This is a genomic window from Edaphobacter bradus (assembly GCF_025685645.1).
Classification (GTDB): Bacteria; Acidobacteriota; Terriglobia; order Terriglobales; family Acidobacteriaceae; genus Edaphobacter; species Edaphobacter bradus.
On the sequence record NZ_JAGSYF010000001.1, the window covers coordinates 54,539 to 76,919 of the forward strand.

Sequence of the window (22,381 nt, forward strand, 5' to 3'; positions counted from 1 at the left end):
AGTGAGTTGCCGTTGCACATCTTTCCGGAGCCACTATGCAAGGCCCTAGCCACAAGTCTTTTCCTTCACTCGCCGAGTTGATTGTCTTTGGCGCGCTGCTCTTGTTCTTCGCGCTGACTGCGCTTAGCGCACACGCTCAAGTCGTCGGTGGAACGCTCTCAGGAAGCGTCACCGATGCGACAGGCGCAGCGCTCGCGCAGGTTAACGTGACTGTCCATAATGAGGAAACCGGCACGGAGAGGCGTCTGACCACGGACGCAGAGGGACGTTATTCCGCGCCCTCCATTCCTGTGGGGATGTACACGATCTCTACCGAGCTGGATGGTTTTGCGGGTGAGCGGCGCACCGGGATTCCGCTGACGGTCGGGCAGAGCAAGCAGATCGATCTACAACTGACGGTCAACGCAGTACAGCAGCAGATCACGGTGGAAGACACGCCGGCGGTTGTAAACACTTCGACGCAGCAGACGTCGGGACTGGTCGATGAGAGGCAGATCAAGCAGCTTCCACTGAATGGGCGCAGTTACGACCAGTTGATTACCCTGAACCCTGCGACGGTGAACTATACGAGCCAGCGCTCGGGTTCGATTGGGACTTCGAACTCCTCCGTCGGCAATTCGTTTGCGATCTCCGGACGGCGGCCGCAGGATAATCTGTTTCTGCTGAATGGAGTTGAGTACACGGGAGCTTCGCTGATCAATGTGACTCCAGGTGGAACGAGCGGGCAGCTTCTGGGGGTGGATGCGGTTCGCGAGTTCAATGTCGTGACCGATACCTACTCAGCGAGCTACGGCAAGCGACAGGGAGCCCAGATATCAATTGTGACTGCTTCGGGCACAAACCATCTGCATGGATCGGTGTATGAGTTTCTCCGGAACTCGGCGCTCGATGCACGGAACTACTTTGACCAGTCGCATGTTCCGGAGTTTCAGCGCAACAACTTTGGCGGCTCGCTGGGTGGTCCCATCCGCCGCGACAAGCTGCTGCTGTTTGCGAACTATGAGGGGTATCGTCAGAACCTGGGCCTCTCCGACGTCACGTTTGTGCCGGATAAACAGGCGCGTCGGGGGTATCTGCCGAATCCATCGAACCCCAGCGGGCCGCTCAAAGACTATGGCGTAGCCAGCGGGGTTGGTCCTCTGCTGAACCTGTGGCCCGCGCAAAATGGCCCGGAACTGCTGGATGGAAACGGCAACCCGACCGGAATCGGGCTTGCTTACTCAAATCCAATCCAGCATATCCGCGAGGACTTTGGAACCACGCGCTTTGACTATAACGTCAGCCCGAGCGATCTCTTCTTCGCGGTGTACACGGTGGATGATTCCGTGGCCAGCACGCCGACGCAGAATCCGCTGTCGACCATCGACGAGAGCCTGCGTGAGCAGGTGTTGAGCCTTCAGGAGCAGCATGTCTTCTCGCCGCGCCTGTTGAACACGGCTCGATTCGGTTTCTCGCGCGCATCGTTCTACTTCCTGGGCTCGACGCCTGTAAGCGTGCAGGGTTGGGTGGCCGGTAAGCCGATTGGAGCGATCGTGATTGCCGGCTCGACGGCTTCGAATGGCTCCTCGCAGATCACCGGAGCCGGTGGCAACGTGGGCAGCAACAATGCCACGACGCGCAACCTGTTCACCTTCGACGACCACATCTTCTGGACGAAGGGACGGCATCAGATCGAGGCTGGCGGCTGGATTCAACGGCTGCAATCTAACGACAACCTCGCCCAGAACCAATTTGGACAGGCCTCGTTTGCATCGCTCACCACGTTCCTGCAGGGAACCGTGAAGACGTTCACAGTTGTACCAAATCCGACGGAACTGGGCTGGCGTTCGTGGATGGGAGCCGGCTATGTCGAGGACACGATCCGCTTCACGCCGCGGCTCGAGGTCCGCGCAGGGCTGCGGTTTGAGTCGACGAACGGATGGAATGAGTCGCGGGGGAGAGCGGCGAACTACGGCTTCACGAACGGAGTTATCAACACAAATCCGACAGTGAGCGCTTCGGCGCTGACCAGCAATCGCGCGAAGTTCCTGCCGGAGCCGCGCGTTGGTCTGTCGTGGGACCCGCGAGGAAAGGGGAAGACCTCGATCCGCGCGGGCTTCGGTGTACATCACTCACTGCTCGACAACCTCGACTACCGGCTGGATCAGGCCGCTCCGTTCAATACGACGCTCTCGCTCTCGAACGTCGCTGTCTCCAGCCTCAACATCAATTCGAGGACGACGGCATCTGCAGGAAACCTGATCTCGCCGTCGAATGTGCAGACCGACATCGCCACGCCTACGGTGCTCTCCTGGAGCCTGCATGTTGAGCAGCAGATTGCCCCGAATACGTCGCTGACGGTGAGCTATGTCGGCTCGCATGGATATCACCAGATTCTCTCTGAAGACCAGAACGAGCCAACGCCGGTCGTGTGCCCCAACCCGGCCTGCCCCGCGGCGCTCTCTGCGGGCACCGTGTACTTCAACACCACTGCGAAAGCGAATCCGAATGTGGCGAACACGACATCGTGGGTCTCGCAGGGAGTGAGCAACTACAACGCCCTTGAGGTGGATGTACGGCGAAGCTTCGCACGAGGGTTGCAGATTCGAGGCAACTACACGTATTCGAAGAACCTCGACGATGGATCGGCGTGGAACACGAGTGTCAGCGCGAACACTCCTGCGTTTGTCTTGTATCCGTCGCAGCCGAGTCTCGACTACGGCCGGGCGGCGACGGACATCCGGCATCTGGCCGCGATCAACGGCACCTACGATCTGCCGTTCGGGAGCGGTCACTACGTTGGGTCGAACCTGAGTGGCTTTTCAAACAAGGCGGTCAGTGGATGGACGCTGAGCGCAATCGCGGCGCTGCAGTCGGGCTTTCCGTTCTCGCCGCAGCTTGGCTACAACCCGACGGGCAACGGCGATACACGAAATCCCGTGCGCCCGAACCTGAACCCTGACTTCCACGGCAATCTATACCCGCGAAGGCCGCAGCAGTATTTCAACGCCACTGCGTTTACGGCGCCGGCGTACGGGACGTTTGGCAATCTGGGTCGCGATACGCTGACGGGGCCGGGGCTCGCGAACCTTGATCTCTCGCTGCTCAAGTCCACACAGCTTGGTGAGCGTGTGCATGCACAGTTTCGCGCGGAGTTCTTCAACGTGCTGAACCACACGAACTTCGCGACGCCTAACCCGGTCGTGTTTTCGTCCGGGCCAATACAGGGAACCGCAGCGAACCAGACGGCGGTGGCGGTCGCCAGCCCGACGGCCGGGGTGATTACAGCGACAGCGACGGCCTCGCGCCAGATTCAGTTCGGGCTAAAGCTGCTCTTCTAACTCGGAAACAAAAGGGAAGCCGGACCGTCATCGCTGTTCCATGGGAGGCCCGCTTCGTATTGTGATTGGGCGCTGCTAGAGTGGTGACTATGCACGTTCCTGTCGCTCCTTCTGGTCACTTTCTGTTTGCGCCCTCACAGAGAGTTCACTTCATCGGAATTGGTGGAATCGGGATGAGCGGGATCGCGGAGATCCTGCTGACGATGGGGTATCCCGTCTCGGGGAGCGATCTGCGGCGGAGCGCGGTGACGGACCGGCTGGTGGGGATGGGCGCCAGAGTCTTCGAGGGGCACGCTGCGGCCAACGCAGCGGCGAGCGATGTCGTGGTGACAAGCTCTGCGGTGAGCCCGAACAACCCGGAGGTGGTGGAGGCGCGGACCCGGAAGATTCCAGTGATTCAGCGCGCGGAGATGTTGGCCGAGCTGATGCGGCTCAAGTACGCGATCGCCGTGGCAGGGATGCACGGCAAGACCACGACAACTTCGATGGTCGCGGCGGTGCTCGCAGCGGGAGGGCTCGATCCCACCGTGGTTGTGGGCGGGCGGGTCAACGCTCTCGGATCGAATGCGCGGTTGGGGAACTCGCAGTACCTGGTGGCGGAGGCCGACGAGAGCGACCGCTCGTTTCTGAAGCTCTCGCCGGTGCTGGCTGTGGTAACGAACCTCGACCGTGAGCACATGGATTGCTACCGCGATATGGCGGACGTTGAGGGCACGTTTGTGGAGTTCATGGATCGCGTGCCCTTCTACGGCGCAGCAACGGCATGCGTGGACAACGTGCTGTTGCGAGCAGTGATCCCGAGAGTGCGGAGGCGGCTCTATACCTACGGCGAGAGCGCGGAGGCAGACTTCAGGGTCGAGGTCCTGGAGCGGGAGACGGACTGTTTCTCGCGATTCGCCGTGCACTACAACGGGACCAGGCTGGGGCCGTTCCGGCTGCATGTTCCGGGGAGGCACAACGTACTGAACGCGGCGGCGGCGGTGGCGATTGGCGTGCAACTGTCTGTTGCGCCGGAGCAGATCGTGACCGGGCTGGACAGCTTTCGCGGAGTCGACCGGCGGTTCCAGGTGAAGGGCGTCGTGCGCGGTGTGACCGTAGTGGACGACTACGGGCATCATCCGACGGAGATTCTTGCGACGCTTAAGGCCGCAGGAGAGTGTGGGTATAAGCGGGTGCTGGTGCTGTTTCAGCCGCACCGGTATTCGCGGACGCGGGACCTGATGACCGAGTTCGCCGGAGCCTTCAAAGATGCCGACCGGGTTGAGGTGCTGGATATCTACGCCGCGAGCGAAGAGCCGATCGAGGGTGTGAGTTCTGAAACGCTGGTTCGGGCGATCGGGACGAAGAGCGTGGGGTACGCGCGCTCGATGGCCGATGGCGTGAGCGCTCTCGTGAAAGAGGCGAGAGACGGCGACGTGATTGTGACGCTCGGAGCGGGAAGCGTCTCGCAGGCAGGCGCGGCCATTCTGGAAGGCCTTGAGGAGAGACCTTAGCAACGACTCGCAACGTGAAGGGACTGACGGGGTTAGGTTGTTGGTGCGTTCCTCAAAGGGTACGCTTGAAAGTTGAGGAGTTAGACGGGGACGCCTCCGGGATATAGTCAGGAGGGCGGTTCTCGCGGCCTTGCTCGGGTTTGCGAACTAGCGATGCATCTTCGAAGCGTGGAGTCCCGGTGCTGGAAGCGCCCGCGCAGGAGCATGCCTCGGAGTTCGCGGCTTCACGCAGGGGCTCGCCGTCACCGGCCAGACGTATGCGTCGCGACTTTCAAGATGATTTCGGCGGAGAGTTCTCAGACGAGGATGCACCGAGGCCGCGCAGGGCGGGCGGTGGCGTGCGCCTGCGTCTGCGTGGTGGTCTGCCACGCACGCGATGGGGCCGCATCGCAACTGGCGTTGCAGCACTGGTGTTTGCCGCCATGTGCGCCGGAGCCGTGATGGTTGCTCGCAATGCCTTGATGCACGATGATCGGTTCATGATTCCGTCTTCGTCTGCAATTGAATTCCAGGGAAATGAGCATGTAACGCGGGCCCAGTTGTTGAGCATCTTTGGAGAAGACGTGGAACGGAATATCTTCAGGGTCCCACTGGATGAGCGAAAGGCCGCGCTGGAGAGCCTACCCTGGGTGGAGCACGCGACGGTGATGCGCCTGCTGCCGAATCATCTGCGGGTCTCGCTCGTCGAGCGGACGCCGGTTGCATTCGTTCGGCAGGGCAACCATATCGGTCTGGTGGACGCGAACGGCGTGCTGCTGGATATGCCTACCGATGTTCAGGCGAACGCGCATTATTCCTTTCCGGTTGTAACTGGTATTTCGCCAAACGATCCGTTGTCGGTGCGGGCGGCGAGGATGAAGATCTATGAGAAGTTCACGAGCGACCTGGACAGCGGCGGGGACAAGATCTCGCGGAGCCTGAGCGAAGTCGATCTGTCGAACCCCGAGGACGTGCGGGCCTTGATTCCAGACCATTCAAGCGAGGTGCTGGTGCACTTTGGCGAGGACAGTTTCCTGGAGCGATACCGGAAGTTTGAAGAGCATCTGCCGGAGTGGAGAACGCAGTACCCGAAGCTGGCCTCCGTCGATATGCGCTACGAGCAGCAAGTGGTGCTGCAGATGCAGCCGGGAAGCGCAGTCCCTGTGGCCGGAGCGGAGGTCTCTGCGCCCGCTTCTCCTTCCTCAGAGTCGGCAATGCCTGCGTCTTCCGCCAAGCCCGCTCCGCCTGTGAAGGCGCCTGCAGAACACTCTCCGGCCAAGCCCGGGCAACATCCGGCTCCCCATGCCGGGGCGCACAAGCCACAGGCAAAGAAGAGTAGTGCAGGCACAATGGTTCATCCCAAGGCACCTGTCCGGCATGCTCCGGCGCCGCGCACGCTGTATCATCCGCCTCAGGTGGTCCACCCATGAAGACACAGAAGCCGGACAATCTCATCACGGTGCTGGACGCCGGAAGTACAAAAAGCTGCGTGCTCGTCGCCGAGCTTCAGGATGGCGTGCTGCGGTACCGCGGCCACGGCGTGGAGCCCTCGCGTGGCATGCGCAAAGGCTTGATCGCAGAGCTTGGGCCGGCGGCTGAGGCGATCAACCGCGCGGCGCTGACGGCCGAGCGAACGACGAAGGCAGCAATCGAGACTGCAGTTGTTGGTGTTGGTGGGTCACATGTGCGCGGGGTCAACTCGCGCGGCGGCATCAGCCTGGGCAGCCGGATGCGGGAGATCACGCGCGAGGAGGTTCGAGCCGCCGTAGACAGAGCGCGCAGCGTGGCCCTGCCTCCAGATCGCGAGGTGCTGCACCTGCTGCCGCAGGAGTTCATCCTGGACGATCAGCCGGGGATTCATGATCCGATCGGCATGGTAGGGAACAAGCTCGAGGTGAACCTGCACCTTTCGACCTGCTCCGGGGGCGTCGCACAGAGCGTGATTACGTGCGCCAATCGTGCCGGGCTCGAGGTGATCGATACGGTGTACGAAGGCATCGCCTCGGCGGAGTCGGTTCTTTCGGCCGACGAGCGCGAACTGGGCGTCTGCATCGCGGACATCGGTTCGAGCACCACGGAGCTGGCAGTGTTCTTTGAGGGATCGGTCGCGCATACGGCGGTGCTGCCGATCGGCGGCGACCACTTCACGAACGATCTTGCCGTTGGACTGCATGTCACCGTCGAAGAGGCCGAGGAGTTGAAGAAGACTTACGGGCATTGCGTGGTGACGGCGATTCCTCAGTTGAATGAGATTGAGGTGGGGGGCAACCTTGCCATCTCAGGCGGCCAGCCGGCGCGCATGGTGCGGCAGAGATTTCTTGCCGAGATTCTGGAGCCGAGAGCGCGCGAGCTGTTCACGATGCTCCGTGATAATCTGCGGCAGGGCGGAGTGCTGGAGGCCCTGGGAGCTGGATGCGTCGTGACAGGCGGAGGCGCGCTGATGTCTGGTCTGTTGGATAACGCAGAGAGTCTGCTGCGCGTCCCTGCGCGAGTTGGGTACCCGGTGCCGTTGTCGCGGATGCCGCAGGAGTTGGCTAGGCCGGAGTTCTCGACGGCGATCGGGATGCTTCTCTATACTCATCGGACGCAGGTGCGGAAGGCGAGCGAAGAGCAGGGCTTGCGGGCCAAGTTGAAGTCGATCTTTGCAGGAAGTTTTTGAGGGCAGGCTCGCCGGTCGATATCACCTGACGTACCCAGATCATCTCACTGCGCTGGTGCCATATGGCTACTCGTTTTGATGCGATCGTAATCGGGGCTGGGCAAGCTGGCCCATCGCTGGTCGGACGGCTTACCCAGGCAGGACGCAAGGTCGCCATGATCGAGCGGAAGCTCTTCGGTGGTACCTGCGTGAATACCGGATGCACGCCGACCAAGACGATGATTGCCAGCGCGTATGCAGCGCAGCTGGCGCGGCGCGCGGCGTCGTATGGTGTGACGATCGGCGGCAACATTGCGGTCGATATGAAGGCCGTGAAGGCGCGCAAGGACGCGATCCTCGGCAAGTCGCGAGGCAATATTGAGGCCTGGCTGCGCGGCATGCAGGGGTGTACAGTCTTTACCGGGCACGCGCAGTTCGAGTCGGCGCACGAGGTTCGGGTAGGCGATGAGCTGCTGACAGCGGAGCAGTTCTTCCTGAACGTCGGCGGGCGCGCGTCCGTTCCTCCGCTGCCAGGCGTCGATAAGGTGAAGTATCTGACGAACGTGGGGATTATGGAGTTGGAAGAGCTCCCAAAGCACCTTGTCATTGTGGGAGGCGGCTACATTGGGGTCGAGTTCGCGCAGATGTTCCGCCGGTTTGGCAGCGAGGTCACGATCGTCGAGAAGTCGGCTCGCCTGATGAAGTACGAGGACGAGGATGTCTCCGACGCGGTGAAGGAGATTCTGGAGAACGAAGGCATCCAGGTTCGCGTGAATGCAGAGTGCATCCACTTCGAACCGCACGGGCAGAATGTTGCGGTTGGCGTGAACTGTGTCTCCGGTGATCCGGTGGTTGTGGGTTCGCATGTTCTGCTGGCGATGGGACGGCGGCCGAACACGGACGATCTTGGCTTGGAGAAGGCTGGTATCAAAACCGACGAAGACGGCTACATCCTCGTCGATGATGAGCTCCGCACGAACGTTCCCGGAATATGGGCGATGGGCGACTGCAACGGCCGCGGAGCCTTCACGCACACGTCATACAACGACTTCGAGATCGTTGCTGCGAACCTGCTGGACAACGACCCGCGCCGGGTCTCCGACAGGCTGCCCATCTATGGGCTCTTCACCGACCCTCCACTGGGGAGGGTCGGGATGACAGAGCGTGAGGTTCGCAAATCGGGCAGGCCTGCTTTGATAGGAACGCGGCCGATGACCAAGGTAAACCGCGCAGTCGAGAAGGGTGAGTCCCAAGGTTTCATGAAGGTGCTGGTGGACGCCGAAACGAAGCAGATTCTCGGGGCTTCGATCCTCGGTGTAGGCGGGGACGAGGCAGTTCACTGCATTGTGGATGTGATGTACGCGCGGGCGCCATATACGACGATCCAGCGTGCCGTGCACATTCATCCCACCGTCTCGGAACTGATTCCGACGGTCTTAGGAGACCTGAGGCCGCTTCAGTAGACAGAGTCTCCTGCTTTTGGGGGATTGCAGCGAGACCCTTTGCGAGAGAGCCTGAGGTTGCACTTCTGGGTGGCGCTTGCCGCTGCGAGGGCCTCCGGGCGCGGTTTTGGAACCATCGGTGGTACGGGTGGTGGAAAACCCGCGTGTCTCGCGGGTCTGGATGATGGGAGAATTGAGATGAAAAAGGAGCACTGATTTCATGCCCAATCTGCCTGAAGACGATATTCGCATTCATTACCACGACGAGATCCCGCGCGGCGCGAAGATCAAGGTGATCGGCGTCGGAGGCGGTGGAAACAACGCCGTGAACCGCATGATCGCCGCCCACGTGGAGGGCGTCGAGTTTATTGCTGCGAATACGGATGTGCAGGCGTTGACGGTCTCGAACGCTCCGGTGAAGCTCCAACTCGGCGTCAAGCTGACGAGCGGCCTGGGCGCGGGCGCGAACCCCGACGTCGGGCGCCGGGCGGCGCTCGAGGACTCCGACAAGATTATCGAGGCGCTCGAGGGCGCGGACATGGTGTTCGTCACTGCCGGATTGGGCGGCGGAACGGGCACCGGCGCGGCTCCGGTGATAGCTAGCCTGGCTAGCGAGATGGGCGCGCTGACAGTTGCGGTGGTGACGCGACCATTTGGGTTCGAAGGCAAGCGCCGCATGATGCAGGCCGAGCGCGGGCTGCAGGAGCTGCTGGACTCAGTCGATACGGTCATTGTCATTCCTAACGAGAAGCTGCTTGCGGTGGCGAAGGACGCGGGGTTCTTCGAGAGCTTCCGCATCGCGGACGATGTGCTGCGGCAGGGCGTTCAGGGTATCTCGGACATCATCACGATTCCTGGCGTCATCAACCGCGACTTTGCCGACGTGAAGACGACGATGGCCGGAATGGGCTACGCGGTAATGGGCACGGCGATGCGCTCAGGCCCGAACCGCGCGGTTGAGGCGGCGATGGCGGCGATGGCTTCGCCGCTGCTGGAGTCGGGCGCGATCGACGGAGCGCGCGGCATTCTGATCAACATCACGGGCTCGAGCAGCCTGAAGCTGAACGAGGTCAATGAGGCCTCGACGATTATTCAGAACGCTGCGCACGAGGACGCGAACATCATCTTCGGCGCGGTGCAGGACGAGTCGATGGGCGAAGAGGTGAAGATCACCGTGATCGCGACCGGGTTCAAGCAGCAGGAGATGCCTGCGCGCCGTGAGAAGATGCTCTCGGAGTCAGCTCTGCCTACGTCACGGTACGACGTTCCAGTACAGCCCCGAGTGCAAAGCTCTCGCGCCCCGCAGTTCAGGGAAGTGCATGAAGTTCACGAGGTAAGGCAGGAGCCGGCCGTCGAGGCGCGCAAAGCCGTCTTCGAGGCGCCCTCTGAGCGCGAGCCGGAGCTGGTTCCGGTTCCGGCATCGGTGTTTGACGACGACTTCTTCAAGGTCGCTCCTCCACGTTTCGTGCCGTCGCATTCGATCGACGATTCTGTGCGGGTTGAGGCTCACTTCGCGGCTCCGGCGAACGTCCAACCTGAGGCCACACCAGTAGATATCACTCCTCGTGCGGCTTTTGGCGGAGCAGCAGTGGCGCAGGCCGAGCCAGAGGCGGATGAGCTAGATATTCCGGCATTTCTGCGCAGAGGGAACTGAGCAGTCGGGCGGAACGATATAATGGAGAAATAGAGTTATTCTCTCCGGCGTGAGAGTGTTTTGAGGATTTGCTGAGCAGAGTGGCGGTTGGATTGCACATATCTCGGTCGTGTATCTGAAGCAAGTTGAATCTGGTGGTATGAGGGGCGTCGTGTCTATATTTTTTAGAATAGCTGGCATAATCCTTTTCAGTCTGGTTCTCGGTTACGAGGCGAACGCCACGACCTCCGGCAGCACTCGGCATCATTCTGCCGGCACGGTGCGAGCCGCGGCGCATGGTAAAGCGCATGTTCGTACGCACGCAGGCAGAACCAGCACCACTCGGGCGAGCTCGGCGAGCCACGCGGAGGGCGGGAGTGTGGTTACCTCGACGCGACGCGGTGCGCGGGCGAGGCTGGCGGTTCGGCGGACCCGGCGGTCGCGGTACTACGAGCACTTCACTGCCAGCTCCTTCGCGGACAACCTGACGCTGGGCGACGTGACGGACGGCGAGGATCCGGTGGTTCGCTCGGCGGCTATCGAAGCGCTGGGCAACATGAATGGCACGGCGGTCGCGATCGATCCGAAGACCGGTCGCATTCTGGCGATGGTGAACCAGAAGCTCGCGCTCTCGCGCGGCGCCGAGCCTTGCTCGACAATCAAGCTGACGGTCGCGCTGGCAGCGCTCGAAGAGGGCATTGTGACCAAGGACACGCCGGTGAACCTGGGCGGCCACTACCACATGACGATGACTGAGGCGCTGGCTCACTCGAACAACCAGTACTTCGAGACGTTGGGCCGCTCACTCGGCTTTGAGCGCGTGAAGCACTACGCCAACGAGTTTGGCCTCGGCGAGCTGGCTGGCTACAACATCGATGGCGAACAGCTTGGCGTCTATCCCGACCAGGAGCTGCCGGCGAAGCTGGGCGGCGTGGGCCGGATGTGCTCGTTCGGCGAGAGCGTCTCAATGACGCCGCTGCAGCTCGGCGCGCTGGTGTCAGCGATTGCGAATGGCGGCACGCTCTACTACCTGCAGCATCCTGAGTCTCAGATGGACGTCGCGGCGTTCAGCCCGAAGGTCAAGCGCACATTGAACATCGCTCCGCTGATTCCTGAGATCCTGGACGGCATGCAGGCGGCGGTGGACTACGGTACGGCGCGGTCGCTCCGGGCCAACTTCACCGAGTTTCCGGTGATGGGTAAGACCGGAACCTGCTCGAACGACGGAACACGCTTCGGCTGGTTTGCGTCGTTTGCCGATACTCCGAATGGCCGGATCGTTACGGTGTTCTTCCTTGAGGGAGGACGGCCGACGTTCGGACCCAAGGCGGCGGAGCTTACTGGGCAGTTCTACCGGGCGCTGTGGGACAAGAGCTACTTCGCTCCCAAGACGCAACCTGTGGCGACGGTTGGTGTGACTGCGGCTTCGGAGTAAGTACACCCCCTCCACCGTTTTTGTATAAAGTCTTCATTGCATTACGTTTAGCGTTGGACTTATGTGCAAGGTATTCCATTCAAATGGTTTACGGTCAAAGTATTCATAACAGGCGAGTTACGGCTAAATGGAAGGCCCCGGATAAGCCGGGGCCTTCTTGTTTCTGTCTGGTTCTATTCTAGCTTATTGAGTGGAACTACTCTGCCACGATGATCTGGTTTGTTTTGTGCGGCTTACGTGGTTTTAGGGCTTGACAGGATTTTCTGCGGAAAACGAATTCCGACGACGCTTGCGGCCGCGGTTTCGATGATGGTTGTTTTATTGGTGGTTCAGGCCATGGAAGTGGTTGTAGACGATTCCAGCGGCGTATCTGTAGTCGCTCTTTAGGCGACCGCGTACAGTAGCCCATGTGCATTGGGAGAGCGCAAGCAGAACGGGAGGGCTATTGCCCTCCCGTCTGCTTGCTCGAGCCAGGTTGGTTAGAAGTTGATCTTCAGGGCGAACTGGCCGAAGCGCCGTTCGTCGTTTGCGCCACTGTTGTTGCCGATGCCTCCCTTGGACGCCGTGATCGTCGGCAGAGGGTTAGCAGCGGTGATGTTGGCCACATCATTCAGGCTTTGCTGGATAAAGAGATTGTGATGGTTGAGTAGATCGAAGCCTTCTGCGCGGAACTCAACGTTGATCTGCTCATGAATGGGGAAGATCTTGCTGACTGACGCATCAAAGGTCCATGCGCCAGGTCCGCGGAAGTTGTTGCGAGCAACCATGGTCGAAGGGAACGGACCCCAATCGGAGATGCCCCCAAGCGCGGCATTACCGGGGGAAAAGGCTGCTGGAAGGGTGCCGATGACATAGCTGTTTGGTGCGTGGTTAACCTTAGCGCTCGCCGGGATCGAACTGAATGTGTGCTTTGGGACTACGCCCGCGGCCGGCACGTAGCGGGCTATTTGGTAGCCGCTATTGTTGTTCGTGGAGTCCAGGTAGGTGAACGGCGTACCCGCACGGACGGTATAGATGCCCGTAACCTGCCAGCCCCCGAGTACCTGTGTCTTGAAGCCACGGCCAGTGGCAAAGTAGGGCACCCGGTAGATGGGTGCGATGACGAGACGATGACGGATGTCGAAGGAACCAGCGCCTCGGTCGAAGCCGGGATTGAATGGCTCCAGATATCCAAGCGTTTGGGAGTCATTGTCCTCAGAGAAAGTCGTGCTTAGATCGTCCAACTGATGCGCAAGCGTGTAATTTGCTACCAAGCTCAGCCCTGTGTTGTGGAGATTCGTGCTTTGGAATTGAATGTTCATCGCCTGGTAGTACGAGTCGCCATTGGAACCCCGGTTATTGGTGTTGCCGTATTGGCTGTTCAGTCTTGTGAGCCCGGATTTTCCACTGACGGTATCGTGGTACGGGTCGTTGAGGAGCACATTGCCTCCACCGAGAGTGTTTATGTTCTTGATGTCATACAGATGGACCCCTCGGGCGGCGGCATACTGCAACGACACCACCGTGTTGTGTGCCAGCTGCTGCTCCAGCGCCCCGCTCCAGAACTGCGTCTGCGCCGTGCGGATGTTTTGATCCACGTGACGCAGGCTGGTGGGCGGCAACGGAACAGTGCCCGAGCCTCCCCCTATCGGACCGCTATTCGAGGTAGTGATCTTCACATCGTTGATTACGATGACAGCATAGTTCGGAGGATTCTGAATCACGTTGAAGGTCACATTGCCGAAGTTGCGTTCATAGCTGATGCCGTAGCCGCCGCGAAGTGCAGTCCTGCCTGTTCCGAATATGTCCAATGCGAAGCCGACACGCGGAGAAGCTGTGCCCCATTGCGGGTTCCATAGTCCACGAATAGGACTGTTTGGAGTGGTATATACCTGGCCGTTGCGAATCTTCTCAAAGAGATTTGCGCCCGAGCCATAGTAGAAGTTCGATTCCAGATTGGCCCTGTTGTTGTGCTGAACGCCATAGTATTCATAGCGCACGCCATAGTTCAGGGTAAGCCTCGGGTTCAGTTTGAATGCGTCCTGCGCGTAAACGGCCCAGTCCCAGAAACGGTTGCTGCGCGCAAAGGAGGGCTGGCCTGCCGGCAGGCTGATCAAGCAGCCAGGGACCTTCGTCAACGCGCCCGTATAGGGGTTGCGTACGCAGGGCAATGCCCCCTTGGGATTCACCGCCGCCTGGAACTGGAACAGATCGCCAGTGAGCAGAGCCTGCAGTCCGGCCGGCCGGGTTCTGCCAATCTGCTCGCTGGCCTGCGCATACGCTCCATAGGTTTCATTGGACTGGATGTTGACGATCTGTCCACCAAACTGCATGGAATGTCGCCCCCTCTGGACGTTTAAATCCTGGTTGAACTGGATCGTATTCTGCGGCCCACCAAACGGAAGGCCGCCGAGCGCCGGGTTGAAGTCGTAGAAGCCCGGCAGTTGAATGAACGTGCTGGTATTAGGTATCTGCGCATTGGGGATGACGATCAGCGTCGGGACGTTCTGCAATTTCGTGTCGAAGGTCTGCGGACCGATGAACCTGCTGAAGCTGAGCTTTGTGCTGGAGGCTATGGAAGGATTGAACACGTGCGATAAGCTGTAGAGATAGGCCCGGGCACTGTTGGCCGCGCCTACATTGTATTGAGAGTAAGGCGACGCGAACGCTGTGCCGCTGAAATCTGATTCCTGATAGTCGGCATAGCGGAAGAACATCAGGGTCTTGTCGCTCAGGTTAAAGTCCCCCCGCAGGACGATGTTATGGGTGTTCTGCGGGACACTGCCGCCGGCATTTATCGCTGCTCTATACGCCACGGTACCGAAAGCTGGGGTGCTGTCCGGAATCCCCGTAATGCCCATATCCTTGGCGGTGTAGATCTTCGTGAAGTTGAAGTTCGTCCCGCCCCCATAAAGGTTAAAGAAATCCTGCGTGTTTTTCGCGGAAAGGGCGAGAAACTGAGGCGTGGGAACGCCGGCAAAAGCGACGCCGGTACTGCGAACCCGTGTCCACTCCGTGCTGCCGAAGGCGAACAACTTGTTTTTGAGGACTGGGCCACCCACCGCAAAGCCAAACTGGTTGCGTGTGTACTGCCCTTTGGGCTGGCCACTCTGGGCGTTTAGCACCGTATTCGATGTGTATTCGGAGAGACGGTTGAACTCCCATACGGTGCCATGGTACGAGTTGGTTCCGCTCTTGGTCGTCACGTTGATGATACCGCCGGATGCCCGGCCGTACTGGGGCTCAAAGTTGCTGGTCTGGACGCGAAATTCCTGGGTAGCATCGATCGGCACGAAGACCCCTATGCCATCGGTGAAGACGCTGATATTTTCAACGCCGTCCAGAAGGATCTCGGTTCCGCTTGAGCGCTGACCGTTGATATTAAATCCAACGCCACGAGTGGCGGCGTTCTGCTGGTTTCCGCTGGTGCCACCTGAAACGCCTCTCGAATCGCCGCTGTTTGTGCTGTCTCCAGCGGACACGTTGCCCGCGAGGGCAATGAAGTCATAGGGGTTGCGGGTAAGACTCGGCATTTGCGAGACCTGGGTTGAGTTGATGACCTGCGATAACTCCTGTGTCTGCGTATTTGCCTGTGCGCCACCCGCAGCGGTCACCTCTACGACGCTGGTGGCTTCCGTCACCGATAACCTGGCATCCAGCGCTACTTTGGCTGCAACCGTGACCTCAACGCGTGCCGTGAAAGGCTGGAAGCCACTGCTTTTTATAACGACCTCATAGGTGGCAGGCTCCAGACCCGGGACCACAAATTCACCGCTCTTGCCGGCCGTTACGGAACGAATCGCATTTGTGCCCATGTTCCTGACCGTGACGGTGGCATTGGGGACGACCGCACCGCTGGGGTCGTTCACGATTCCTGTGATTTGTCCGGCCTCCTGGGCGAATGCAGACCGATGGGAAGCAGATAGAGCAAGAAGTATCGCTATGCCACAAAGAAGACTCATCTTACTGAGCAGATTGATCAGGGGTTTCATATGGAACCTCCTCAAAAGCATTGACTGCAAGCGTCCATGCGGGGTGGGCATGTCCGATTACCTACTCATTACTTGCGGCCCGACCCGGAGGGGATGGATGCAGAAGCGCACTCGTACTCAGTCTTGACCGCGCAGCCTCAGCGGAAAAGGACGACCGAGCACTTGATTTAAGTTGCAAGTTTAGTGCCAATGTGGTATTGGCAGGGAGCGTTGGCTAGATGCTTGAAAGCAGGCTTGTTCCGAGCAGTCGCTCGCCTGCTCGCATTTTCTTTAGTTACGCATTTCTACTGTTTTGTAGGGGGGAAAGATTCCGGCTACAAAAATGCGGAGATTTGACGTTCGCGCATTAGTCGAGGAGCGAGTCGACGAAGGAGTTGCTGTCGAAGGGGATGAGGTCTTCGATCTTTTCGCCGACCCCGGCATAGATGACGGGGAGCTTGAGTTCGGTGGCGATGGCCAGGACGATGCCTCCCTTGGCGGTTCCGTCGAGTTTCGTGAGGATGATGCCGGTGACGCGGGCGGCTTCGGTAAAGAGGCGGGCCTGCTGCAGGCCATTCTGGCCTGTCGTCGCGTCCATGACGAGGAAGGTCTGGTGTGGTGCGCCGGGAACTAACTTCTCGGCGGTGCGGCGCATCTTGTCGAGCTCCTTCATCAGATCGGTCTTGGTGTGGAGGCGGCCGGCGGTGTCGGCGATGAGGACGTCGATGTTGCGCGCTTTGGCGGCGGTGCAGGCGTCGTAGAGCGCGGCCGAAGGGTCGCCGCCCTGCTTGGTCTTGATGATGGGGACGTCGGAGCGCTGGGCCCAGACTTCGAGCTGTTCGATGGCGGCGGCGCGGAAGGTGTCGGCGGCGCAGAGCAGGACGCTGCGGTTCTGATTGCGATAGAAGGCGGCGAGCTTGCCGGTGGTGGTGGTCTTGCCGGTGCCGTTGACCCCGACCATCATGACGACCTCGGGAGGTGCTGCGGGGTGCTGCATGGGGTGGGCTACGCCGTCGAGGATTTGCTTCAGTTCGGCCTTGAGGAGCCGCTTGAGCTGCGCTCCGCTCTCGATGCCGGTGCGGAGGGCGCGCTGGCGGAGGTTCTCCATGATGATGGCTGTGGTGGCGCTGCCGATGTCGGCTGCCAGCAGCATGGGCTCGAGATGGTCGAGCGAGGTCTGGTCGATCTCGCGGGTGAGCGCGATGACGGAGCTGATGGACTCGGAGAAGGACTCGCGCGTGCGGGTGACCGCCTGCTTCATGCGGTCGAAGAGGCCGAGCTTTGGAGCGGGGGACTCCTCGACCGGAGATTCGGCTAGGGATTCGGGTTTGTCGCGCTTTCCGAAGAGAGAAGAAAAGACCATGCTGGGTCTAGTTTATCCAATCCAGCGGGCTGGTCGAGCGCACGGGTAGGCGATTCAGGAGGCGGATCTGGAGTTCTGATAGACGCGCATGCGGACGCAGCCAGCCTGCAGCAGCGGCGTCTTCAACTGGTGGGACTGGCCGTGCTTGAGAAGATCGCCCAGAATAGCTTCAGCCTCGACGCTGGCTCCCCGCTGCATGTCGCGGAACATGGAAGAGGTGAGTTTGGAGACTTTGGCGGTGTAGTACGGCTTGATCTGATCGAGGAACGGCTGTGGGATGGGGAAGCCTGAGGCGTCGGCGATGGCTACGCACTCGTCGAGACACTGGAGAGCGGTGGCTTCGCCGCCGGGGGCCGTGTTGATCTCTCCGATGGAGCCGTTGAGCAGGCAGGTTACGAGGCCGAGAGTGGCGATGAAGACCCACTTCTGCCACATGGCCTGCATGATGCCGGGGGAGAGTTCCGTATCGAAGCCCGCGTTGCTTATGGCTTCGTCGAGCGCTTTGATGCGAGGGGTGATCTCCCCGCTGCGCTCGCCGTAGACGAGCTTCTGCGTCTCGTGAAGCTGCACGATGCGGCCTTGCTCGTCGATGTCGGTGGAGACCATGCAGACGCCGCCGAGCACGGCGCGCTCTCCGAAGACGCGGGAGAGGGTGTCGAGGTGCCGCATGCCATTGAGGACGGGATAGATCATGGTCTCGGGGCCGATGGCCGGCTTCATGTCGGCGATGGCCCGATCGATCGCGAGGGATTTTACGCTGAGCAGGACGAGATCGTAGGTTTCGTGGATCTCCTGCGCGGTGATGGTCTGTGGCTTGAAGGTGAGGTTGCCGTGAGGACTGAGGATCTGGAGGCCGTCGCGCTGAAGCTGCGCGGCGCGCGCGGGTCTTACGAGGAATGTCACGTCGCGGCCTGTCTGCGCAAGCCTCGCTCCGAAGTAGCCGCCTACGGCTCCTGCGCCGACAACGAGAATCTTCATGCTGGCCTCCTGTACGTCTTCTGAGCGGTTTAGATGCGAGGGAGATTACTCGTCGCGGCCGGGGCGGGACATGAGCTCGCGGATGGCGTCTTTGGGGCTCCTGTCGTGGTGGAGGATGGCGTCGACCTGCTCGGTGATGGGCATCTCGACGCCGTAGCGTGCGGCGAGGCCTAGAGCGGCGGTGGTCGAGCGGACACCTTCGGCGACCTTGCCGCCCATACCGTTGAGGATGTCGTCGAGACGGCGGCCGCGGCCCAGCTCGATGCCGACGGAGCGGTTGCGCGAGAGAGAGCCGGTGCAGGTGAGGATGAGGTCGCCGACGCCGGAGAGTCCGGCGAGGGTCTGGCGGCGGCCACCGCAGGCGACGGCGAGGCGCGTCATCTCAGCGATGCCGCGAGTGATGAGCGCGGCGGCGGAGTTGTGGCCGAGTTCGAGACCGCTGACGACTCCGGCAGCGAGCGCGATGACGTTCTTGAGGGCTCCGCCGAGCTCGACGCCGGTGACGTCGTCGTTGGTGTAGAGGCGGAGCGAGGGGGAAGAGAAGTCTCGCTGGAGGACGAGGGCGAGGTCGGGATCGTGGGCGGCGGCGACGATCGCTGTGGGCGCGCCGGCGGCGACCTCCTGCGCGAAGGACGGGCCGGAGAGCACGGCGCAGGGGTTGCTCGTGATGGAGGCGATGACCTGCGACATGCGGAGATAAGTCGTCTCTTCGATGCCCTTGCTCGCGGTGAGGATGACTTGATGGGAAGTGAGGAGCGGCGCGATCTGGGCGATGATGCCGCGCAGATGCTGCGAGGGAGTGACGCACAGGAGGACGTCAGCGTCGAGGACGGCGGAAGGCAGGTCGGAGGTGATCTGGATGTCTGCCGGAATGGGAAAGCCGGGAAGGTAGGTGAGGTTTTCACGAGCGCTGTCGAGCCGCTTCGCGTGGACGGGCGAGTGTGACCAGAGGCAGAGGTCGTGTCCGCCGCGGTGGGCGAGTGAGAGTGTGAGGGCCGTGCCCCAGGCGCCGGCTCCAAGGACGCTGATGCGGCTCAAGCGGCCACCTTGCGGGAGCCGAAGCGGCTTTCAGTGCCTGAGATCAGGCGGCGGATGTTCTGGTGATGTTTGACGATGATGAGGAGCGGGATGAAGATAAGGCCGCCAAGGACGATGGGGGTTCGTGCGGTGATGAAGTGAAGCGCGATGAAGGGGAACGCTGCCGAGGCGAGGATGGACGCCAGCGAGACGTAGCGGGTAATCAGGAAGATGATGATGAAGATGACCAGAACCGAGAGCGCGGAGAGGGGAGTGAGGGCGAGGAAGACTCCGAGTGCGCTGGCGACTCCCTTGCCTCCGCGGAAGCCGAGCCAGACGGGGAAGACGTGGCCGAGGATGGCGGCGACGGCTGCCGCGACGGCGAGGTCCATGTTGCCGGGAGCGAGATACTGGGCGATCTTAACCGCGACGAACGCCTTCAGGAGATCAAGCAGGAGTGTGGCGAGGCCGAGGCCCTTGGCTCCGGAGCGGGCGACGTTCGTGGCTCCAATGTTGCCGCTGCCCGTGGCCCGTATGTCCTGGTGGCGGAAGGTCTTTACGAGCAGATAGCCGAAGGGGATGGAGCCAAGGAGGTAGGCGATCGTAATGGAGGGGATCCAGGGGTTCATGTCGTTCGTCGAACTCTGAGTCTATCAACTTGGCCAGGAGCAGCGAAATACGGCGAGCGTCAGAGCAGGGCGCGGCGGATGAGCTCAAGCGCGTGCTGGCTGGCCCACAGGCGGATGCGGTCGCGGTCGCCGACGATGTTGAGCTGCTTGATGCGGGTCTGGTGGCCGTCGGCGAGAGCAATGTAGACGAGGCCGATGGGCTTTTCAGCGTCGAGGCCAGTGCCGCGTGTGGGGCCGGCGATGCCGGTGATGGCGACGCCGAGGGAGGCCCCGGTGCGGGCGCGTATGCCTTCGGCGAGTGCGCGGGTGACGGGCTCGCTGATGGCTCCGTGAGTGGCGACCAGATCAGGGGGAACGCCGGCGAAGGTGGTCTTGAGGGCATCAGTGTAGACGACGGCTCCGCCCAGGAAGGTGCGGGAGCTGCCGGGGACTTCGGTGAGGCGCTCGGCGACGAGGCCGCCGGTGCAGCTCTCAGCGGCGGCGAGGGTGAGGTGGCGCATGCCAAGCATGAGGAGAACGATCTCTTCGAGCGATTCGCCCTGCGAGGAGAAGATATCGTCCTGCATCTCGGCCTCGATGCGGCCGACGAGTTCGTCGACGCGGGCCTGGGCCTCGGCGAGGGTGGGCTTGGTGCAGACGAAGTGGAGCTGGATCTCGCCGCTGCCGGCGAGAATCGTGGTCTCGACGTCGGTGTACTGCTGGTAGATGGGCGCGGTGCGGGCGTCGACCTGCGACTCGGGGATGAGCGCCATGCGGAGCATGCGGCGGGCGAGGAAGTTTGGCGGGAGCGTGGCGGCGAGCCGCGGCTTGACGGCCTGATCGAAGAGGGGCTTGAGCTCGGAGGGTGGGCCGGGGAGCAGGAGGACGATTCTGCGGTTGCCGTCGTGCGTCGTGTCGAGGAACTGACCGGGAGCGCTGCCGTTGATGTTCGCCAGGATCGTGGCGCCTTCGATGACGTCGGCCTGCTTGCGGTTGTTGGGCGCCATGGCTATCTTGCGCGCGGCGAAGCGATTTTCGATGGCTTCGATGACGGCGGGGTCGGAGCGCAGGGGAAGTCCCAGCGCGGCGGCTGCAGCCTCGCGGGTGAGGTCGTCTTCGGTGGGGCCGAGGCCTCCGGAGAAGATGACGATGTCGGCGCGGGAGAGTGCTGTGCGCGCGGCGGAGGTGAGGTGCTGGAGGTTGTCGCCAACGATGGTCTTGAAGGCAACGGTGACGCCGAGGTCGTTGAGGCCGGCGGTGAGGTAGAGAGAGTTGGTGTCCTGCCGGTGCGGCGTGAGCATCTCGGAGCCGACGGCGATGATCTCAGCTTGCATGGTGCGGTAGTAGTCCCCCTCCCCTACTGGAAGTAGGCAAAGTCTTCAAAATAGAAACGTTAAGTCTGGACTTTCCGATGCACGTCTTATGCCATTTTCCATTTAAGCAGAAAGCCCGGCAGGTTGCCGGGCTTTCTATTCTCCTGATTTAAGGATATCAGGGGTGTCAAGGGTGGCTTTGTTCAGGTGAGTGGGTGGGAGCCTGCAGCGATAGGGTCATATCCGTCCTCCTCCTGTTGGCACGTTCGATCGCTCGCTTTGAGGCGTGAACACGTCCGCATGGCGGCGTGCAAATTCGGCGGCGGAAATCGGTGCACGGCCGACCAACTGCTCGAAGGAGTCGGTCATACGGTCGTAGCGGTTCTCGCGATGCAACTGGCCCATGGTGTTCAAATGTGCGATCAGATGCGCGGGTAGTTTGGCCTCCTGAAGCTTGGCTTCCCAGATCTGTGGCGGCACGTTGACGTATTTTATGGTACGGCCCAGAGCGCCGCTGAACTCCTGCGCATACTGGGTCATCGTCAGCGACTGGGGGCCGGTGAGGTCGTAGACCTTACCGATATGCGGTTCCGGGTTGGCCAGCACGGCAGCGGCGGCAGTCCCTACGTCGGCGCCGGCGATCAGCGCGGTCTTGCCGTCGGCGAACGGCAGGCGGATGGCATCGTCGTCGCGGATGGCCTTGGCGCCCTGCACCAGGAACATGCCATCGAAGAAAGCGGTGGGACGCAGGTACACCACCGGCAGGCCGGACCAGCGCAGCATCTGCTCTGCGAGCCAGTGCTGCTTCTGTTGCGGGCTGCTTGTGGTCTCTGTCTCGCTCATCTGCGACACCGTCATCTGTGACAGGTTGACGAAGGCCTTCACGCCCAGGCTTTTGGCCGCGGCCGCGATGTTGGTGGCCGCTTCCAGGTAGGTGGGCGAGATCGACATCGTGAAATACACCACTGAGCAACCTCGCATGGCCGCGCGCACAGCGATGATGTCGAGCATGTCGGCCACAACGATTTCGGATCCCATGTCACGCAGCTTGTAGGCACGGCCGTCCAGCTTGCGCACCATGGCGCGTACGTGATGGCCTTGTTCAAGCAGGATCGCGATGGCCGTGTGCGCGGTCGAGCCGACGCCGCCGGCGGCGCCGGTGACGAAGATGGTTTCTTGGGACATGATTTTCTCCTTGTATTAACGAGCAAA

General features: G+C 61.2%; 14 protein-coding genes. 7 read left to right on the top strand and 7 right to left on the bottom strand.

Going from position 1 to position 22,381, the window contains the following annotated elements:
- Positions 1-35 precede the first annotated feature (35 nt).
- The 7 genes from OHL16_RS00235 (at position 36) to OHL16_RS00265 (ending at position 11,940) form a co-directional block, all read left to right on the top strand.
- Positions 36-3,320 (top strand): TonB-dependent receptor, encoded by a 3,285-nt coding sequence (locus tag OHL16_RS00235; protein WP_263365068.1) that lies wholly within the window; start codon positions 36-38, stop codon positions 3,318-3,320.
- Between the two features lie 89 nt (positions 3,321-3,409).
- Positions 3,410-4,813 (top strand): UDP-N-acetylmuramate--L-alanine ligase, encoded by a 1,404-nt coding sequence (murC, locus tag OHL16_RS00240; RefSeq protein ID WP_263365069.1) that lies wholly within the window; start codon positions 3,410-3,412, stop codon positions 4,811-4,813.
- Between the two features lie 179 nt (positions 4,814-4,992).
- Positions 4,993-6,222 (top strand): FtsQ-type POTRA domain-containing protein, encoded by a 1,230-nt coding sequence (locus OHL16_RS00245; RefSeq protein ID WP_263365070.1) that lies wholly within the window; start codon positions 4,993-4,995, stop codon positions 6,220-6,222.
- Positions 6,219-7,451 (top strand): cell division protein FtsA, encoded by a 1,233-nt coding sequence (gene ftsA / locus OHL16_RS00250; RefSeq protein WP_263365071.1) that lies wholly within the window; start codon positions 6,219-6,221, stop codon positions 7,449-7,451. The genes OHL16_RS00245 and ftsA overlap by 4 nt, the downstream gene beginning before the upstream one ends.
- Before the next feature lie 62 nt (positions 7,452-7,513).
- Positions 7,514-8,893, top strand: a complete 1,380-nt coding sequence (locus OHL16_RS00255) for an FAD-containing oxidoreductase (protein WP_263365072.1) — start codon at positions 7,514-7,516, stop codon at positions 8,891-8,893.
- A gap of 199 nt (positions 8,894-9,092) precedes the next feature.
- Positions 9,093-10,526, top strand: coding sequence for a cell division protein FtsZ (ftsZ, locus tag OHL16_RS00260; RefSeq protein ID WP_263365073.1), 1,434 nt, complete (start codon positions 9,093-9,095; stop codon positions 10,524-10,526).
- A gap of 151 nt (positions 10,527-10,677) precedes the next feature.
- The gene (locus OHL16_RS00265; RefSeq protein WP_263365074.1) at positions 10,678-11,940 is read left to right on the top strand and encodes a penicillin-binding transpeptidase domain-containing protein; all 1,263 of its coding nucleotides are present in this window, start codon (positions 10,678-10,680) and stop codon (positions 11,938-11,940) included.
- 479 nt (positions 11,941-12,419) lie between these two features.
- Here the strand turns inward: OHL16_RS00265 and OHL16_RS00270 are convergent, their stop codons facing one another.
- From OHL16_RS00270 to OHL16_RS00300, 7 genes are all read right to left on the bottom strand, one after another.
- Positions 12,420-15,911: a carboxypeptidase regulatory-like domain-containing protein gene (locus OHL16_RS00270; protein WP_263365075.1), complete on the bottom strand. Its 3,492-nt coding sequence runs from the start codon at positions 15,909-15,911 to the stop codon at positions 12,420-12,422.
- A 346-nt stretch (positions 15,912-16,257) separates the two neighbouring features.
- Positions 16,258-17,253, bottom strand: coding sequence for a signal recognition particle-docking protein FtsY (ftsY, locus tag OHL16_RS00275; RefSeq protein ID WP_263365076.1), 996 nt, complete (start codon positions 17,251-17,253; stop codon positions 16,258-16,260).
- A gap of 54 nt (positions 17,254-17,307) precedes the next feature.
- Complete coding sequence (panE, locus tag OHL16_RS00280; RefSeq protein ID WP_263365077.1) at positions 17,308-18,231, bottom strand: 2-dehydropantoate 2-reductase; 924 nt, start codon at positions 18,229-18,231, stop codon at positions 17,308-17,310.
- Between the two features lie 45 nt (positions 18,232-18,276).
- Positions 18,277-19,269, bottom strand: a complete 993-nt coding sequence (locus OHL16_RS00285; protein WP_263365078.1) for an NAD(P)H-dependent glycerol-3-phosphate dehydrogenase — start codon at positions 19,267-19,269, stop codon at positions 18,277-18,279.
- A complete protein-coding gene (plsY, locus tag OHL16_RS00290; RefSeq protein ID WP_263365079.1) occupies positions 19,266-19,877 on the bottom strand; it encodes a glycerol-3-phosphate 1-O-acyltransferase PlsY in 612 nt (203 codons plus the stop codon). The genes OHL16_RS00285 and plsY overlap by 4 nt, the downstream gene beginning before the upstream one ends.
- A 59-nt stretch (positions 19,878-19,936) precedes the next feature.
- Positions 19,937-21,190 carry a competence/damage-inducible protein A gene (locus tag OHL16_RS00295; protein ID WP_263365080.1) on the bottom strand — a complete coding sequence of 418 codons (1,254 nt, stop codon included), beginning with the start codon at positions 21,188-21,190 and terminating at the stop codon, positions 19,937-19,939.
- 216 nt (positions 21,191-21,406) lie between these two features.
- Positions 21,407-22,354 carry an NmrA family NAD(P)-binding protein gene (locus OHL16_RS00300; RefSeq protein WP_263365081.1) on the bottom strand — a complete coding sequence of 316 codons (948 nt, stop codon included), beginning with the start codon at positions 22,352-22,354 and terminating at the stop codon, positions 21,407-21,409.
- Positions 22,355-22,381 lie beyond the last annotated feature (27 nt).